This is a genomic window from Limnoraphis robusta CS-951 (assembly GCF_000972705.2).
On record NZ_LATL02000091.1, the window covers coordinates 1 to 18,548 of the forward strand.

Sequence of the window (18,548 nt, forward strand, 5' to 3'; positions counted from 1 at the left end):
TTTTTCCGGTTCCCTCTCCTCGTAGGAGAGGGTTAGGGAGAGGTAAAAAAATTAGGTTTAACTTTGAGATAACCGCTTAACTTCTCCTCCCCCTAACATCTGATGAGTTTCTGCTAATAAAGTAGGAATTTTGTCAGCGTTGGGGCTATTTGCCAAACAGTCTTTTAAATCAACTTCTTCAACAGTAGCGGCGTTTTTTCCGGGGAACCAATGACCCCCATTTCCTAATAAATTATACCGCATTTTTCCATATTCTACCAGATCGTAAGCGATCGCCAAATTTCGCAGCCATAAAATCACGGGAATATTGATGTTATTGGGCGTATTTTCTGGGGTGGGTAAGCCTATTTGCCAAGTTTTAAACCAATCTTTTCCTAAAGATGCGATCGCCTCTTGTTCTAAACGGTCTAAAATGGGAGGTAAAATTTCATCATAACGATCTAATAAATTAATGGTTTTCAAATGTTCATCAAAATCACTGGGTTTAGAAGCCCCAATACTCAAGGTATGCACTTCGGGATGACTCAAACAAAACAAGTCATTAAACACCATTGGACTCAACGGTGAACAAAGTTCAACTAATTTTTTAGGCGGATTATAGAGTTTTCCACCTTTGTCTGAGGGACTAATAATAAATACCCCAAGATCATGGCGAGTTGCGGCTTCAATGGCTGGCCAGTTTAACTGATTGATATAATACCAATGCAGGTTTACATAATCAAATTGATCGGTTTCTATGGTTTTTGTAATCACATCAGTCGGCCCATGAGTGGAGAAACCAATAAACCTTACTTTGCCTTGATCTTGAAATTTTCGGGCTTCATCAAGACAGCCACCGGGTCGAATTGTCCAGTCGAGTGTCTCTGGAGTATTAATACCATGAATCCCCAATAAATCGATATAATCTAACTGCAAAAAAGCCAAAGATTGATGAAATGCACGGCTAAATTCTTTGGGATCTTCAGTGGGAGAAACTTTGGTTTGAATAATTAATTGTTCACGGGGAAATTTCGGTAAAATTTGCCCAAGTTGCATTTCGGAAGTTCCATATCCCCTAGCCGTTTCAATGTGATTAATCCCACATTCGAGAGAACGATGAATGGTCGCTTCTAGATTTTTTTGATTCTCAATTGGAATTTGATCGGCTGGAATATCTTGCCATTTGTGCTGATACCGCATTCCTCCACAAGAGAATACAGGCATCGGCAATTCTGTACGTCCAAATCGTCTATAATACATCATAGGAATGAGAGGACTAACGACTTTATTTTCCAGTTTATCTATTCCATTTTAATCCATACAGAGACGTTCGGCCGGAACGCCTCCGAACGGTGAGAAAACTTAGGAAATTTCGCGAACTAAGGGTTTTCCGTCTTTGATTTCTCCGACTAATATCACGTCAGCAACGCCCACAAACAAACCATTTTCTAATACACCGGGAATATTATTGAGGGTTTTTTCTAATTCTGCGGGGTTATCAATGGAGTCAAATTTTACATCAATTACCATATTTCCTTGGTCGGTAATCACTGGCCCTGCTTTTTTAACGCCCATTCGCAGCGTTGGTTTTCCGCCTAATTTTTCGATTTTTTGCATCACGGGAGTAATGGCTAAAGGCATCACTTCTACAGGTAGTAAAAATGTCGATCCGAGTTTATCAACCAGTTTAGAACTATCCACAACCACGATAAATAGATCGGCTAAAGTATCGACTATTTTTTCGCGAGTATGCGCCGCTCCTCCGCCTTTAATGAGGTTCTTATTTGGATCAACTTCGTCGGCGCCATCAATGGCAATATCCATGTGATCAATGTCATCTAATGTGACGAGTGGAATGCCATATTGTTTGGCAAGTACAGAGGCTTGAAATGAAGTCGGAACGCCCTTAATATCTTTGAGTTCTCCACTTTGAATACGTTCTCCTAAATACTGAAGGGTGTAGGCTGTGGTTGACCCCGTACCCAATCCGACAATTGAACCAGACTGGACGCGATCGGCGGCGGCTTTTCCGACTTGCTGTTTCATTAATTTAACAGGATCTTGTTCGCTCATGTTGATGATTCCTAAATTTAGAGTCGTTTTTGGACAATTGGCAATTAAAATTTTAATTACCCCCTGTTTACTTTAGCGCGTTAGGTGCATTCTAGAATAGTAGATCGGTTTAAATTGCAACTTTGAGGGTGAATTCTCAAGGTGTTACCATCAAATTGACAAATCTCATGCTTACCCAATTTGCGACTCGTCTAAAAATGGACTTAACTTGGCTATTCTCCATGATTTCTCAGAAGATTGCAAAATATAGGGTCATCTCATCTGACCCGAATTTATCTTTTTGACAATCTCATCGGTATCCTACCACAATTATTAAAGTTGATCAAATCTGACTGTCATTTTCAATAGACAACGCTTAAATCAAGGAGTTTTGTGTGAATTTTTCATCAGTTGAGACTTGTTTTAAAACCGGAATTGAGTTTCAAGAAGCGGGTAAATTTGAAGAGGCGATCGCCTCTTATCAGCAAGCACTGAAAATGACTCCCCATCAACCCAAAATTTATCAGAAATTGGCGGAAGTCTTGGTTTTAAATGGGCAGTTGGAAGCGGGAATAAAAGCGATTCAAACGGCTATCAATCTTCAGCCCAATTTTGCTGTTGCTTATTTAAGCTTCGGTAATATCCTCCAACAACAAAATCAAATAGACTTGGCAATTTGGGCTTATACTCAAGCCTTGGATCTACAACCCAACTTCACAGAAGCCCGTGCTAACCTGGGCAGTATGTATTACCATTTAGGGCGTTTTTCAGAAGCGATTCACTGTTATCAACAGGCCATTTCGCTTCAACCGGATGCGGCTGTTATTTACTGGATGTTGGGTAATGCTTTTTATCAAACGCATCAACTCGAACAAGCGATTTCCTGTTTTCAAAAAGCAATTGACCTGGAACCAGAACAAGCTAAATTTTACTTGAAGCTTGCTTCTATTTTAGCAGACAAGGGTCAAAAAATACAAGCTATCTCTTATTATCAAACAATTATTAGATTACAACCCGATTGTTCAGAAGCTATTGATGCACTCGATCAATTGACTCAAGCTTCTGTTCCTTCTAACTTTGCAGATAATCTCACAAGTTTAACCTTTGTTTCTGAGTCTAATGAACAATTTGAAGAAGGCGGCGTTGACTTAGCGAGTCCGTTATCAGAAGCAACAGAACCCGAACCAAGCCGTCACTCAACTCCAGCGACAACAGAAGAAATTTTTGTTGAAAATACAGAACCGTTTGAGTTATCCTATAGCAATTTTCCCGACTTACAAACCTATCGATCTCAAGCGAATTTATATTGTAATCAAGGTCAATTTGAAGAAGCAATCGCCCTTTGTCAGCAAGCTTTAAAAATACAACCTAATTTTCTACCCGCTTACGTTACATTAGGCAATTCACTCTACTTTCAAGGCAAACTAGAAGCGGCAATTCGCGCCTATTCTCAAGCATTAGAACTTCAGGAAAACTTAGCGGAAATCTATGGAAATCGCGGGACAATGTACGCCAAACTTGATCGAATAGATGAAGCGATCGCTGATTATCAAAAAGCCCTGGAATTAGAACCCAATCTCACCGTTGTCCATTGGAATTTAGGAAAGATTTTTCAACGTTTGGGAAGACTGGATGAAGCCGCTTCATGTTGGAAAACAGCCTTAGAAATTCAACCGAACTTGAGAGGGGCAAAACTACAGGTTGAATTAGGTAATCTTCTCAAAAATCAGAAAAAATTTGGAGAAGCTATTTCCTGCTATCAAAAAGCCTTAGAAATCCAACCCAATGAAGCGGAAGCCTATGTTAATTTAGGGTGTCTCTACTCCGAACAAAAAAATTATGAAGCCGCAATTCAATGCTTTAAAACCGGAATTAAACTCAATCCTCATCATCCAGATTTATATTTAAATCTAGGCTTTGCTTTAGTTAATTTAGGGCGCACCCCAGAAGCGATGAACTGTTATCAAACTTTGCTACAAGTTCAGCCAGATACTTCAGAAGCTTATGCAAGTTTAGGGAATCTTTATTCAAGTGCCGGTCAAGTTGAACAAGCTATTAAAAATTACGAACAAGCGATAAAAATTAAACCAGACTGGGCAGAAATATACTGTCGTTTAGCCCATATTCAAAAGCAAGATCAACCCCAAGCCGCCATTAAAAACCTAGAAAAAGCGATTGAACTTAACCCCAACTACATTGAAGCCCATCAACAACTTTGTGATCTTCTTAGTCATTCAACAAATCTGACGAAAGCCCGAAAAGCGGCTGATCAATATTGTCAACAATGCGGTGAAAAAGTTCCTGTTTTATCAGCCATTGCTTATATTTTTGCTTATACTCAATCCGGGGCTTGTCAACAATCACTTACAAAACTCATAGAACTTGAAAGAATTTGTCAGGAACGCATCAAAACCTTCTCCCTATTTGAAGTGAATCTACTGTATGAAATTTTAATTTTTATTGTTTCTCATGTGCGAGATGCTTTAGTTGATAATGCCAATCTCTATAAACTCATCGCGGCTGAATATTATCAAAGACGAGTGCTACAACCGTTAAAAGTTGTTGAAAATTCTGCTAGTTTATCGCAAAAACCGCTAAAAATAGGTTTTATTTCTAAACACTTTCGCCGTCACTCTGTAGGTTGGTGTAGTGAAGCTATTATTCGTGAATTATCAGCAATTACACCCCATGTTCATCTGTATGTAAGCGGACGATTACAAGCCGATGCAATCACCCAAAAATTTGAACAAATCGCCCATAAATTATACTGGCCAAAGTCCTACCCGAATGGCTTTGCTTCTGCTGAAGAATTAGCCCAAGAAATTTCACAGGATCAAATTGATATTTTAATTGATTTAGACTCCGTAACCGTCCCTGCAAACGTACAGATTTTCAATTATTCACCCGCTCCCGTATGTCTAACTTGGCTGGGTTTTGATGCCCCTTATATCACCGATAAACACTATTTTCTCTGTGACTGGAATACTCACCCAGCAGGACGAGAACAACATTATCGTGAAAAATTAATTCGCTTACCGGAAACTTCGGTGGCGATTTCAGGATTATCTAGTCATCAAGTGAATCGAAATATCATTAGAAAACAGCTTAGAATTGATGCAGATAAACTGGTTTATTTATGTGTGGCTCCCGGTCGAAAAACGAACTTTGAAATGATTGAAGCACAAGTGAAAATAATGAAAGCTGTACCGGATAGTTTAATGATTCGTAAAGGTCAAGGTGATCATCTTTTAATTCGAGAAATGTATCATCAAGCTTGTGAAGAACAAGGCGTAGATTTTAATCGAATTTTGTTTATTGGACTAACTAAAACAGAGGAAGAACATCGGGCGATTTATCAAGTTGTTGATGTTTTATTAGACTCCTATCCTTACAACGGTGGAACTCACAATTTAGAAGCCTTGTGGTCAAATTTACCGATTTTAACGAGAGCAGGTGAACAATATCTTTCTCGCATGGGTTATGCTTTTTTACAAGCCGTTCATCTGGATCAAGGTATCGCTTGGAGTTGGGAAGAATACACGGAAATCGGGATAAAATTAGGAAGGGATGCAAATTTGAGAACTCAAATTCGAGAGCATTTAATTGGGTCAAAACAACCGGACAAATTAGCACCCCTATGGAATCCAAAAAAGTTAGCTCAAGAAATGTATAAGGTGTTTGAAAAATTACGCTTTGAAAGTCACTAAGTTCTCTTTCTTAAGACTGAATTTTAAATCAAACCTAAACCCATGAGAACTTTTTCTTTATCTGATAAATTGCCGATCATTCGTTGAGAGGGTTCAGGTAAAGCTTTAATCAATGTAGGAACCGCAACAATATTTTCAGCTTGTAATCGTTCAGGCTGTTGATAAATGTCGATCACTTCTAGTTTATGTCGTCCTGCTAGATATTCATCACAAATCTTTTGAAGATTTTTCAGGGCGATCGCAGACTGTAAGGTTGTTCCCGCAATATACAAACGCAAGCTGTAATGTTCCTCTCTTTTTTCAATTAAAACTTTATCGAAGGCTTCAATAGAGTTTTCAGTAGACTTTTCTTTCATAGCTGATCACCGCCTTGATTTGTATAAACTTTATGAATTTCTAATCCAACTAAAATCTTTTCTTTGTTAGACAGATCTCCAATAATCTTCTTAAAAGGTGTCGGCAGTTTTCTCACTAAAGTGGGCAAAGCAATAATTTGATCTTGTTTGGCTATCTGGGGATTTTCTAACAAATCAATCACTTCAATGTTATATTGCTCCCTCAAATATTCCTCACAAACTTTTTTCAAATTTTCAAACGCCTTTATTGAACGATCTGTATGTCCAGCAACATAGAGTTTAAACTCCCAATGATCATTGGAAGCTAGGGCTTGAACTGGCTCGTAACTTTCCACATTTTCCATCAATTTAATTGGTAATTTTTCCTGCGAAATCTATAAAGTTATCCACAAAATCAGAACTTTAAAAACTTAGTTTTCAAAACTGATTTGTTCATCGGCTTGACGCCTTTTCGCCATTGTTATTCTGTCTTGGAACAATAGATCTTGTGAACATTGTTCATACTGCATCATCAAATCTAGTTCTTCTTGTTCCGCCTCCAGTTTAGCTTGCAGAGCTTCAATTTTTGATCGGACTATCACTTGTTGACGCTCTAGTTCTCTCTGTCTACGTTCAAACTCCTGCTGGCGAGCCAATTTATTTGCTCTTTCTTGAGTCTCTTGAATGGTGCGAGCGCTTCCAGTCAGAACCTGACCTTGCCCTAAATACACATCACTCAGTTGAATTCCCTGCTTCGTTAACAGCATTTCTCGCATTTGATTCGAGTGTTCCATCCCCCGAGATTTCAACACATAAAGCAGACGATTTCGTTCACCATTGGTTTCAATCATCCGTACTTCTAACCAAGTATCCATCAAGGATGAAACGCCAATTTCAGTAAACTCAAGGGGATTGCCACCGGAAATTAAATTCGTCAATAAAACCGTGATTTGTTTGCTCTTGAAAAAATCAATCAAACGGAATAAAAAAGCTTTAGCTTGTGTTAACGTTCCGCTCATCGTCAGATTACTCATCGGATCAATAATCACAACGCTGGGCTTGACTTGATCAATCAGGCGGTACAATGTAACTAAATGCAACTCTAAACCTGTAGCTGTGGGACGTTCGGCTTTGAATGTCAGCAATCCTTTTTCAACAAAAGGTTCTAAATCAACACCCACAGAGCGCTGGTTGCGGATAATTTGCTTTGGCGCTTCCTCAAAAGCAATATACAGACAATGTTCTCCCTGACTACAAACGGCTTGAGTAAAATGGGCGGCGAGAGTGGTTTTTCCGGTTCCGGCGGTGCCTGTAATCAGAATACTGCTTCCTCGAAAATAGCCTTCTCCTCCGAGCATGGCATCCAAACGAGGAATTCCGCTTGAAATTCGTTCATTAGAAACTTCATGTTCCAAACCGACAGAAGTAATCGGCAAAACCGAAATGCCATTTTGATTGATCAAAAACGGATATTCATTGCTTCCGTGACAAGAACCTCGATATTTAATAATTTGTAAGCGGCGAGTTGAGACTTCCTCTTGGATACGCTGATCGAGTCGGATCACACAGTCCGAAACATATTCTTCTAAACCGTGTCGAGTCAGACTATTATCGCCCCGTTCTCCAGTGATAATTGCGGTGACTCCTTTCGTTTTCAGCCAGCGAAATAACCGTCGTAATTCCGCTCGGATAATCGCAGTATTAGACAGTCCAGCAAACAAGACTTCAATCGTATCGAGAACAACCCGTTTGGCACCGATGAGATCAATCGCACAACCTAAGCGAATAAATAAAGCTTCTAAATCATATTCGCCGACTTCTTGAATTTCTTCGGGGTCGATGTGAACATAGTCAATACTGATTTTATTTTCCGCCGTCAGTTGGTCTAAATCCCAACCCAGAGAAGCGACGTTTTCAGTCAATTCTTGAGCTGTTTCTTCAAAGGCCATAAACACGCCGGGTTCATTGTATTCAACTGCACCCCGCACCAAAAACTCCATTGCTAACAAGGTTTTACCGCAACCCGCCGTACCACAAACCAGAGTTGGCCGTCCTTTTGGCAGTCCGCCCAGAGTAATTTCATCTAATCCATTGATGCCTGTCGAACACTTGGGCAGCTCTTTTTGTGGTGATGGAATTTTACGATTAACTTCGAGCATACTAAACCTTTTTCAATCCCTAATTTAACGATTTTAAAATCAACAGCATTTTTCATGCTTTCCCAAAGTTTATGAAAGATAGACCTTCTATTCTATTCTATTCTAGCTTCCGCACAAATATCATCCAGCCCGAAAAATCTCTGAGATAAACTTTAGGATTTTCTCAAAAAAGTCGGTGGGTCAAACACAGTAGCACTCAAGGTTTCAGGTCTTCAACTTCACCGACTCTATAAGTTTTGTGAAATTCTTGTGAATTTAAACTCAATCCTGCAATTGCCGATCAATCAAACGACCTAAGGTTTTCATCGCCTGTTCGAGTTGATATGACCAGGGTATTCCACAGTTGAGACGGAAGCAATTTTGATAACTTCCTGAAACCGAAAAAATTGCACCAGGGGCAATACTAATTTTATGCTGAAAAGCCTGATGATAAAGAAGCATAGAATCAAATTTTGGCGATAATTCCACCCACAAAACATGACCGCCCGTTGGTCGAGTTACCTTGGTTTCATCGGGAAAATATTCATAAATCGCTTGCGTCATTCTGATCACTTTTTCTTGATAAGAACGCCGCAATTGTCGCAGATGACGATCATAGCCTCCATTGGATAAAAAAGCAGCGATTGTCAGTTGATTGACCGGAGCGGTGTTAATATTCGTAATCAATTTTAGCTGTTCAATTTCCGTTTGATAACGACCCGGAACCGCCCAACCTACGCGCAAACCGGGAGATAATGTTTTACTGCAAGATGCACAATACAAAACTAATCCCTTGCGATCAAAAGCTTTAATAGCTTTCGGACGATTTCCGTCAAAGCCTAAATCTCCATAAACATCATCTTCTACCAACGGCACATCATAGGTTTCTAAAATTTCTACCAATTGTTTTTTCTTCTCATCACTCATACAACTTGCTAAAGGATTACTAAAATTAGAAACGACAGCGCAAGCGGCAATATTTCCTTGTTGAAATGCGGCTTCTAATTCTTCAATAATTAACCCTTCTCGGGGATGAGTTGGCAGTTCTAATGCTTGTAAATGCAACGATTCTAAAATTTCTAATAAGCCATAATAACAAGGCGACTCAATGGCTACTGTATCTCCCGGTTTAGTCACCGCCCGTAAAGACAAATAAAGCGCTTCTGTCGTGCCATTTGTCACTAATATTTGTTCAGGCGTGATCGAACAACCCGCATCCATCAAACGACGGGCGACTTCGTGACGCAGGGGTTCGCAACCCGGAAGCGGATCATAGGCGTGACAAATTTCCGGGTACTGGCGCATCACCTGTCCCATTAAACGGTTGAGGGCTTTGATAGGAAACAGTTGAGGATCAGCCACCGCCGCCCCTAAACGGATAATACTCGGATCTCGCAGGGCGACGTTGATCCGAAACGCGATCGAGGTGTCCACCTGATAAATGCGACGGGGAGGCGTGGAAGGCTTCGGTTCATCCCGATAAGACAACAAAGAGGTTTGTTTGACAAAGTAACCCGACTGGGGACGCGCCCCAATAAAACCCCGATCTTCGAGGAGGCGATAGGCTTCTAACACCGTCGAGATGCTGACGTTCATCTGTTTGTGCATCCGTCTGACCGAGGGAATGCGATCGCCCGGTTGCAGCGTGCCTTCTTCTATGAGGGACTGGACGCGATAGGCGACCTGTTCATACAGGTTGGTGCGATCTGATTTTTCCAGGGGTTTGAGGTTCATAGCGGTCAAGTGTGAGGCTCTCAAGATAGTGATCAATACAGTTCTAACCGTTTCCTCGCATAACAGTTACTTCAAGTTAAAACTGTTATGGTTACAAATCATTATAACTGCCTCTGTTTTATTGCCGCTAAGTTCGGCATGATGATAATCAGCAATAACAGGAGTTAAAACTCGAAAAATATTCAGGATGTAGATGAAAATTAACTGAGGAGTAATTGCCATGAAAAGCACTGCAAATTCCAGATCTTTACCGTCTTTTGATTTCGTTGCAGATCCACCCAAAATTCAGCCCAAACTTGCTAAAATATCAGTTCGTCTCACTCAAGCAATTCTCCGATTTTTAGTCGGCAGTTCAGAACCCAAAATTTGGCAAACTCAAAGACGAGATCAAACTTTAATTTGGCACATTTACGATCCGCAAAGCCAACGTTCCGAAGAATTTTTCAGTGAGGAGGAACTAAGAATTTGGCTAGAACAACGCTATTATAGCAGAAGTCAGGAGACACCGAGACTGGAGACAGAATTGAAACCTTTATCATAAAAGGATTTGACAGAAAAACAGTGGGTAGAAACCCGGTTTATGCTAGAAACCGGGTTTCTGGTTTGTACCTCATACGAGCGCTATTCTCATTAACTAATAATAAGAGCTAATCATCATCTTTGGAGATTTTATGCTAATCTATGACTTCAAAACCAACACCCTTGACTCGAAATCCGTTCAAAACCTACAGATCCTATTAAATCTCATTCATCAATTCTGGAGATTTAGTAAAAATTACGGCGACTTGATCGCCACGCCCTTACAATATCGGGAAAAGTGGAATAAAACTCAGAACCGGAAATAGATTACAAGCCTTGTCTCAAAAACCCACAGGCGGGTTCACCTCAATTTATTCATCCCACAAATAAGCTTGCTCAACCCACCCTAGAGGACTTAATAAAGTTAAACTGTTCGTCATTTCAACCTGATGATCAATTAAAGCAAATCATTAATTATAGTCCGATCCTCTAATACCAATTCTTTATGAAGCTGCATCTAATTTATCCCCCCAGCCCCCCTTACTAAGGGGGGAAGCCGCAGGCGGGGGGATCGAAAAAAGTTGCATAATTAGAAAGAAATGATATAAGTCGTTACTCCTAGTCAATTTCAATCCGTGCATAAGAGGAGTGAGGATAAAATCTATAGCAGAGAAAGAGTTGATTAGGACACTGTTTTTCTGTCGAATCCTTTTATGATAAAGGTTTCAATTCTGTCTCCTGTCTCCTGTCTCCTGATTTCTGCTATAGAAAAACATAGCTGTTCCGTGTAATTGATTTGAGGAAAAAACGACATGACTCAGACAACATCAAATGCTACAAATCAAGAAAAATTTCAATTTTGGATTGATCGGGGGGGTACTTTTACCGATATTGTCGCCCGAACTTCATCAGGTCAAACACTCGCCCATAAACTCCTCTCAGAAAATCCCGAACGCTATCAAGATGCAGCCATTCAAGGGATTCGAGAACTCTTAGAATTATCTCCCGATGAACCCATTCCCAGCCATCGGATTTCTGAAGTCAAAATGGGAACCACCGTCGCGACAAATGCCCTCCTCGAACGCAAAGGCGATCGCACGGTTTTAGTAATTACAAAAGGGTTTAAAGATGCGTTAAGAATCGGCTATCAAAATCGGCCGAATATTTTTGCCCGTGAGATTATTTTGCCGGAAATGCTCTATGAAAAAGTTGTTGAAGTCAATGAACGTTATGATGTTTCAGGGAATGAATTAAAAGCGGTTGATCTTTCCTCGCTACAAACCGATTTACAAGCCGCTTACGATACCGGAATTCGGAGTTGTGCCATTGTTTTAATACATGGCTATCGTTACCCCAAACACGAACAACAAATCGCTGAACTTGCCGAAAAAATCGGCTTTTCTCAAATTTCCGTTTCTCACACAGTCAGTCCGTTAATGAAGCTGATTAGTCGAGGCGATACAACAGTTGTTGATGCCTATCTTTCCCCGATTTTACGCCGTTATGTCGAACAAGTTTTGAGTCAGTTAAACAGTGGAAGTGAACCCGTTTCGTTACTGTTTATGCAGTCGAATGGTGGCCTAACAGATGCCCGTAATTTTCAAGGAAAAGATAGCATTCTTTCCGGGCCTGCGGGGGGAATTGTTGGGGCTGTTCAAACCAGTTTACGGGCAGGTTTTGAGAAAATCATTAGCTTTGATATGGGCGGAACTTCGACTGATGTTGCTCATTTTAACGGCGAATATGAACGGGAATTTGAAACCGAAATTGCAGGCGTGCGGATGCGAGTTCCGATGATGGCTATTCACACCGTCGCCGCAGGTGGGGGTTCTATTGTGCGGTTTGATGGTTCCCGTTATCGGGTTGGGCCAGAGTCAGCCGGGGCAAATCCTGGGCCTGCTTGTTATCGCAAAGGTGGGCCGTTAACGGTAACAGACTGTAATGTAATGTTAGGGAAAATTCAGCCCGAATTCTTTCCGAAAGTGTTTGGAATTGACGGAAATTTAGCGTTAGATGGGGAAATTGTTCGTCAAAAATTCCAAGAGTTAGCAACAGAAATTCAAGCCCAAACCGGAAATCATCGAACTCCTGAAGAAGTGGCTGCGGGATTTATTGCCATTGCAGTGGAAAATATGGCAAATGCGATTAAAAAAATCTCATTACAACGAGGTTATGATGTTTCTAACTATACGCTTTGTTGTTTCGGGGGTGCTGGCGGTCAACACGCTTGTTTAATTGCCGATACTTTGGGCATTCAACAGATATTTATTCATCCTTATGCGGGGGTTTTGTCAGCTTATGGAATGGGTTTAGCGGATATTCGGGCAATCCGAGAACGGTCAGTAGAAGCAACCCTAACTCAAGAATTAATCCCGCAGTTTCAAACTATTTTAACAGAATTAGAACGGGAATGTAAACAAGAATTAACGGCAAATTTAGAAAAAATGACTTCCGCAAAAGTCAATTTAAAATATCAAGGAACTGATTCCACCCTAACCGTTAATTTTGCCAGTTATGACCAGATGAAAGCCGAGTTTGAACACAAACATCAAACCATTTATGGCTTTGTGCGAGAGGGGAAAGGGTTAATTGCAGAATCTGTTTCTTTAGAAGTCATTCAACAGATGGAAACGCCCGTTGAAGCGCTCATTTATCGCACTCGTTCCCAGCCGCCTTTACCCATCGCCACCGTACAAATGTATACGCCCCAAGGATGGCAAAATACACCCCTATTTCAGCGAGAAGATTTACAACCCGGAGATGCAATTATCGGCCCTGCAATTATTATCGAAGGTACAGGAACTAACATTATAGAACCCAGTTGGCAAGTCACCTTAACCGAACGAAATCATTTAGTTTTAACTAAACTCAAAACCTCCAATTCTCAGTCTAAATTGACTTCAAATTCTTCAACAAATTCTCAACCCGATCCCGTGCGGCTAGAAATCTTTAAAAATTTGTTCCAATTTATTGCAGAACAAATGGGAATTACCCTACAAAATACAGCCGCTTCTGTTAATATTAAAGAACGCCTCGACTTCTCCTGTGCCGTTTTCGATCAACAAGGTCAACTCGTTGCCAACGCGCCCCATATTCCCGTCCATTTGGGTTCAATGAGTGAAAGCGTTAATAGTTTAATAAAAGCTAAACAAGAGAGTCTAAAACCAGGGGATGTTTATATGCAAAATAACCCCTATGATGGCGGAACCCATTTACCCGATGTCACGGTAATTACCCCTGTTTTTGCTGTAGACTCAAACCAGATTTTATTTTATGTCGCCTCTCGGGGTCATCAAGCCGATATTGGTGGAATTACCCCCGGTTCAATGCCTCCAAATAGTACAACCATTGAAGAAGAAGGGATTTTAATTGATAACTTTCAATTGGTAAATCAGGGACAATTTTGTGAGGTAGAATTGTTAGAGTTGTTAAGGTCAGGACGCTACCCTTCCCGAAATTCTGATATTAATATTGCCGACTTACAAGCCCAAATTGCCGCCAATGAAAAAGGCGTTCAAGAACTCCGAAAAATGGTGAATCAATACGGTTTAGAAACCGTACAAACCTATATGAGTTATGTACAGGATAACGCCGAAGAATCCGTGCGAAGGGCAATAGATGTATTGAAAGATGGCGAGTTTACCTATGAAATGGATGGCGGTAGTCAAATAAAAGTTAGCATTAAAATCAACAAACAAACTCGCAGTGCGACTATCGATTTTACAGGAACATCTCAACAGTTAAACAGCAACTTTAACGCCCCCCAAGCAGTCTGTAAAGCAGCCGTTTTATATGTATTCCGAACCCTCGTTGATGATCATATTCCCCTGAATGCAGGCTGTTTAAAACCCCTGAATATTATTATCCCCGAAGGCTGTATGCTGAACCCTCGTTATCCGGCGGCTGTGGTGGCGGGAAATGTCGAAACCTCTCAAACTATTGTTGATGCTTTATACGGTGCGTTAGGCGTGATGGCAGCCTCTCAAGGTACCATGAATAATTTTACCTTTGGAAGCGATCGCCATCAATATTATGAAACCATTTGTGGCGGTTCAGGCGCCGGGAAAAACTTCAATGGTACCGATGCAGTTCATACACACATGACCAACTCTCGTTTAACCGATCCAGAAGTATTAGAATGGCGATTTCCAGTATTATTAGAAGAGTTTAGTATTCGCCCAAATAGTGGCGGAAAAGGTCAATACAAAGGCGGAAACGGGATCACTCGAAAAATTCGTTTCCTCGAAAAAATGACCGCGAGTATTTTATCAGGACATCGAGTTATTCCTCCCTTTGGACTGGCGGGAGGCGAAGCAGGTTTAGTCGGTCAAAATTCCGTTATTCGGAATGATGAAACTGTCGAAATATTGGGAAGTACCGCTACTATTGAAATCAACGAAGGAGATTTATTTATCATTGAAACTCCAGGCGGTGGCGGATATGGAAACCCAGATGTAAACGAAGATGTAAGCGGATGAGTTAATGGGTTTTTGATAAGTTTAATCCGGTCAGAAACGGATAGATAAACGGATGAGTTAAAAACACAAAGACACCGAGAAACTTGAAAAATAATCTTTGTGTCTTTGTGTCTTTGTGGTGAGTTTACCCTTGATCAATGATTAGCCAGAGAGAGAAAACTCAATCCTCACTGATGAACCGGAATTTCAATACAAAACTCCGTTCCTTCTCCAACAGTAGAATGACATTTTAATTCACCCTTATGCTGTTCTGCAACCACTTGATAACTGATAGAAAGCCCTAAACCTGTTCCTTTTCCAAGTGCTTTAGTTGTAAAAAAAGAATCAAAAATGCGATTTTTTACCGCCTCAGACATTCCAATTCCATTATCAATAATACGGATGATCACTCGCTCATTCATCAGACGTTCTGTACAAATCCGAATCATTCCCTCCGCAGCTTGCTGATTTTGAATATATTTTTGTTTCTTTTTGTCTCTAACCGCATCAATTGCATTACTTAACAGATTCATAAAGACCTGATTCAATTGTCCAGGATAACACTCAATCAGAGGTAAATCTCCATATTCCTTAACAACCTTAATTTCCGTTAAGTCTCCACTCGCTTTCAAACGGTGTTGTAAAATCATCAATGTACTTTCAATTCCCTCGTGAATATTAACCGCCTTGACTTCTGATTGATCGAGACGAGAGAAATTCTGAAGCGATCGCACAATCTGACGAATTCGATCCACACCTATTGTCATCGAATCGAGAATTTTAGGCAAATCTTCCGCCACAAAATCAATATCAACATCCTCAGTATATTTAACAATTTCTGGATCAACTTGACAACAATGCTTTTGATACAAAGAGATCAAAGTCAACAGATTCTCCGCATATTCTGAAATCGGCGAAAGATTACCATGAATAAAATTCACCGGATTATTAATCTCATGGGCTACACCCGCCACCAATTGTCCCAAACTCGACATTTTTTCAGTTTGAATTAATTGAGTTTGAGTCTTCTGTAACTGATGCAAAGTTTCAGTTAACTGTTCCGTTTGACTTTGAGTGTGTACTAATAAATTTGCTTGCTGAATTGCCACCCCTAATTGAGCCGCAACTTGAGAAAAAAAGCCCACTTCTAACGATTGCCAACGCCGCACTTTTGAATGTTGATAAGCCACCAATAAACCCCAGAGTTTACGTCCGACAAAAATCGGAGCAACCAGATAAGATTTTACCTTAAATTTTTCTAAATTTTCTCGATAACAGGGAGAATATTGAGCCTTATTAATATCATTAACAACTAGCATTTTTCCCTCGCTGAAGCGTCCTCCCTGAGTTTCTTGTAAGCAGCTATCTGCCCAACTGGTGATTCCTAAACTTGCCAGACTCTCCCACTGAGGAAGCACAAATTCATAATTGTGAATAAACTCACCACTCCAGTCTTGATTAAACTGAAAAACAACTACGCGATCCGCTTGTAATATTCGTCCAGTTTCTTGAGTTGTCGTCTGAAAAATTTTCTGAACATTCAGAGAGTCGCGCATTTTCGTCACCACATCAAACAACACCTTCTGCTGCTTGGCGACTCGTTGACTCTCGACGGCGGCTTGTCTGAGTTTGAGCGTTTGTTTGCGAGTCTGGATCAACAGTTCCCCTTGCTGAATAGCTACTCCTAATTGAGTTGCAACTTGAGAAAGAAATTGAACCTCTGAAGTTTCCCATTGGCGAGAACAAGTATGTTGATAAGCGGCGAGAATTCCCCACAACTGTTGTCCGACAAAAATCGGGGCGGTGACAAATGCTTTGATTTGAAATTGATGTAGAATATCAACATGACAATTTTTTAATCCCGCTCGTTCAACATCATTAACCACAAACGTCTCACCATTACGATAACGTCCACCTTGAGTTTCTTGTAAATAAGTATCATCCCAAACCGTATTTACACCAATTTTTAGATTAGACCACTCAGAATCTACAAACTCATAATCCCCCACAAATTCACCGCCCCAGTCACTATTAAAGCGGTAAACAGAAACCCGTTCTGTTTTTAAAGATTTGCACAATTCTTTTGTTGTTGTGCGAAAAATTGTCTCTAAATTCAGCGAGTTTCGCATCTTCACAACCACATCAAACAACACCCGTTGTTGTTCGGTTACTTGGCGAAGGTTATTGGCTGTTTCTTCTACTTTTAATGTTCGTTCCTGAACTTTTAACTCTAAACTTGCATTCAAAACCTGCAACTGTTGACGCATTTGATCTTGATAAATAGCTGAGGAAAACTGATTTCCTAGCTCCATCGCTAATTTAAGTTCATTTGCCGCCCATTTCGGCGGTTCAACTCGTTTTTGATCCCGCCAAACTTCAAAAGAAATCTGGGGATAAAGCTGTCTTTTGTCATCTTCCACTCTTCCAGCCCAAAGCTTTTCAGTTTGGAATTCATCGCGAAAAATCGTTAAATAACCGAGCAATTGTTGTCGATAATGAAGCGGAATCATCAACAAACTTCTGATTTTTGTGTTGTAAAAAGCCGCTTGTAAGTTCCGCAGCGCATCCTCTTTAAAAAGATCTGAAATTGCCCAAATTTCGTAATCTCCTGATTGATAATGCTCTTGCCAAACACTGTATTGTTCCATCAACGAATACAGCGCGAGTTCAGGAATTTCGGGTTGTTTTCCATCGGTGTAAACCTCTACACTACCGATTTTTAAACATTCCCCAAAACTTTTCACCGTACCCTCTTTGACATTAAAAGGATTCGCTTTAATACACAGCCGCCCACCCGAACCCTGCAAAGTGGCAATCATTTCTTCTAAAGCGGGCTGTAACTCAATATTTGAACTCGAATGTAGAAAATCATTAATCCGGTTAATACAAGCTTGTCGATTTGCTCTTTCTTCTGCTTGAGTCAATAATTTTGAATGAGCGATCGCCACAGAAAGCTGATCAACAACAGTCTGTAAAAGTTGCAATTCTCCATCAGGAATCGTCCGAGATTCACTATGATGAGAAACCAACAATCCCCACAGATGTTCTTGGTTGATAATCGGTACCGCCACCGAAGATTTTACCCCCATCGCCGTTAGATATTCCAAATGACAAGGATCAAGAGGACGGTAGCGAATATCCTCCCCATCCGTCACTTGATGATCAAGTTCCTCGAAGTGGCTATGACCGATTTCCTGGGTCTCCGTATTGATCACAGAACGCACCCGTGATTTAATAAATAATTCCCGTGCATGAGGTGGAATATCTCCGGCTGGGAAGTTCAACCCCAACAACGACGGTAAGCGGTTCTCGAGAATAGACTCAGCCACCACCTGACCACTACCATCGGGATGAAATTTATAAATCTTGACGCGATCCGTCCCCAATAATAAACGCACTTCGGCGGCCGTTGCTGTTAAAATATCACTCAGCTTCAGCGATTGTCGAATGCGATTGGTGATTCGGTGCAGCACACTATCCTGTTTTAGGTTGATTTTTACAGTCTGTGCTTTTGGAATATTCACGCTCAACCTCTCAAGAACTTTGACATCCTCCCTCTCTAAATCAGAGATTATAGAGAGGGATTCCCAAACATCGCTATTTGGGTTTACTGCTTTTGCGGCACTT

Annotated in this window: 11 protein-coding genes; 3 read left to right on the top strand and 8 right to left on the bottom strand. The window is 40.7% G+C overall.

Annotated elements, in window-relative coordinates:
* Nucleotides 1-57: 57 nt before the first annotated feature.
* Together WN50_RS08055 and rpiA are read right to left on the bottom strand one after the other, a co-directional pair.
* Nucleotides 58-1,239, bottom strand: coding sequence for an aldo/keto reductase (locus tag WN50_RS08055; RefSeq protein ID WP_046280114.1), 1,182 nt, complete (start codon nucleotides 1,237-1,239; stop codon nucleotides 58-60).
* Between the two features lie 102 nt (nucleotides 1,240-1,341).
* Nucleotides 1,342-2,052: a ribose-5-phosphate isomerase RpiA gene (rpiA, locus tag WN50_RS08060; protein ID WP_046280115.1), complete on the bottom strand. Its 711-nt coding sequence runs from the start codon at nucleotides 2,050-2,052 to the stop codon at nucleotides 1,342-1,344.
* Between the two features lie 374 nt (nucleotides 2,053-2,426).
* Between rpiA and WN50_RS08065 the strand changes: the two genes are divergently transcribed.
* Entirely contained in the window at nucleotides 2,427-5,738 is a 3,312-nt protein-coding gene (locus WN50_RS08065; RefSeq protein ID WP_046280116.1) for a tetratricopeptide repeat protein, read from the top strand.
* 23 nt (nucleotides 5,739-5,761) lie between these two features.
* Here the strand turns inward: WN50_RS08065 and WN50_RS08070 are convergent, their stop codons facing one another.
* The 5 genes from WN50_RS08070 to WN50_RS34585 form a co-directional block, all read right to left on the bottom strand.
* Nucleotides 5,762-6,094: a circadian clock KaiB family protein gene (locus tag WN50_RS08070; protein WP_046280117.1), complete on the bottom strand. Its 333-nt coding sequence runs from the start codon at nucleotides 6,092-6,094 to the stop codon at nucleotides 5,762-5,764.
* Nucleotides 6,091-6,438, bottom strand: coding sequence for a circadian clock KaiB family protein (locus tag WN50_RS08075; protein WP_046280118.1), 348 nt, complete (start codon nucleotides 6,436-6,438; stop codon nucleotides 6,091-6,093). Before WN50_RS08075 ends, WN50_RS08070 begins: the two co-directional genes overlap by 4 nt.
* A gap of 66 nt (nucleotides 6,439-6,504) precedes the next feature.
* Complete coding sequence (gene kaiC / locus WN50_RS08080; protein ID WP_046280119.1) at nucleotides 6,505-8,232, bottom strand: circadian clock protein KaiC; 1,728 nt, start codon at nucleotides 8,230-8,232, stop codon at nucleotides 6,505-6,507.
* Between the two features lie 261 nt (nucleotides 8,233-8,493).
* Nucleotides 8,494-9,945, bottom strand: coding sequence for an aminotransferase-like domain-containing protein (locus tag WN50_RS08085; RefSeq protein ID WP_046280120.1), 1,452 nt, complete (start codon nucleotides 9,943-9,945; stop codon nucleotides 8,494-8,496).
* A 66-nt stretch (nucleotides 9,946-10,011) separates the two neighbouring features.
* The gene (locus tag WN50_RS34585) at nucleotides 10,012-10,167 is read right to left on the bottom strand and encodes a hypothetical protein (RefSeq protein WP_160315358.1); all 156 of its coding nucleotides are present in this window, start codon (nucleotides 10,165-10,167) and stop codon (nucleotides 10,012-10,014) included.
* Between WN50_RS34585 and WN50_RS08090 the strand changes: the two genes are divergently transcribed.
* On the top strand, nucleotides 10,166-10,486 hold the full coding sequence (locus WN50_RS08090; protein ID WP_049558693.1) for a hypothetical protein: 321 nt from the start codon (nucleotides 10,166-10,168) through the stop codon (nucleotides 10,484-10,486). The two genes, WN50_RS34585 and WN50_RS08090, sit on opposite strands and share 2 nt — an antisense overlap.
* 790 nt (nucleotides 10,487-11,276) lie before the next feature.
* The gene (locus WN50_RS08095; protein ID WP_046280121.1) at nucleotides 11,277-14,942 is read left to right on the top strand and encodes a hydantoinase B/oxoprolinase family protein; all 3,666 of its coding nucleotides are present in this window, start codon (nucleotides 11,277-11,279) and stop codon (nucleotides 14,940-14,942) included.
* 167 nt (nucleotides 14,943-15,109) lie between these two features.
* On the opposite strand, the gene WN50_RS08100 is transcribed toward WN50_RS08095, so the two are convergent.
* Complete coding sequence (locus WN50_RS08100; RefSeq protein ID WP_046280122.1) at nucleotides 15,110-18,445, bottom strand: GAF domain-containing sensor histidine kinase; 3,336 nt, start codon at nucleotides 18,443-18,445, stop codon at nucleotides 15,110-15,112.
* Nucleotides 18,446-18,548 lie beyond the last annotated feature (103 nt).

What these genes read in the sequence shown, in the direction of transcription:
- WN50_RS08085 (WP_046280120.1), bottom strand. Translation starts at nt 9,945, where the DNA reads ATGAACCTCAAACCCCTGGAAAAATCAGATCGCACCAACCTGTATGAA.
- kaiC (WP_046280119.1), bottom strand. Translation starts at nt 8,232, where the DNA reads ATGCTCGAAGTTAATCGTAAAATTCCATCACCACAAAAAGAGCTGCCC.
- WN50_RS08055 (WP_046280114.1), bottom strand. Translation starts at nt 1,239, where the DNA reads ATGTATTATAGACGATTTGGACGTACAGAATTGCCGATGCCTGTATTC.
- WN50_RS34585 (WP_160315358.1), bottom strand. Translation starts at nt 10,167, where the DNA reads ATGGCAATTACTCCTCAGTTAATTTTCATCTACATCCTGAATATTTTT.
- WN50_RS08075 (WP_046280118.1), bottom strand. Translation starts at nt 6,438, where the DNA reads ATGGAAAATGTGGAAAGTTACGAGCCAGTTCAAGCCCTAGCTTCCAAT.
- WN50_RS08095 (WP_046280121.1), top strand. Translation starts at nt 11,277, where the DNA reads ATGACTCAGACAACATCAAATGCTACAAATCAAGAAAAATTTCAATTT.
- WN50_RS08090 (WP_049558693.1), top strand. Translation starts at nt 10,166, where the DNA reads ATGAAAAGCACTGCAAATTCCAGATCTTTACCGTCTTTTGATTTCGTT.
- WN50_RS08070 (WP_046280117.1), bottom strand. Translation starts at nt 6,094, where the DNA reads ATGAAAGAAAAGTCTACTGAAAACTCTATTGAAGCCTTCGATAAAGTT.
- rpiA (WP_046280115.1), bottom strand. Translation starts at nt 2,052, where the DNA reads ATGAGCGAACAAGATCCTGTTAAATTAATGAAACAGCAAGTCGGAAAA.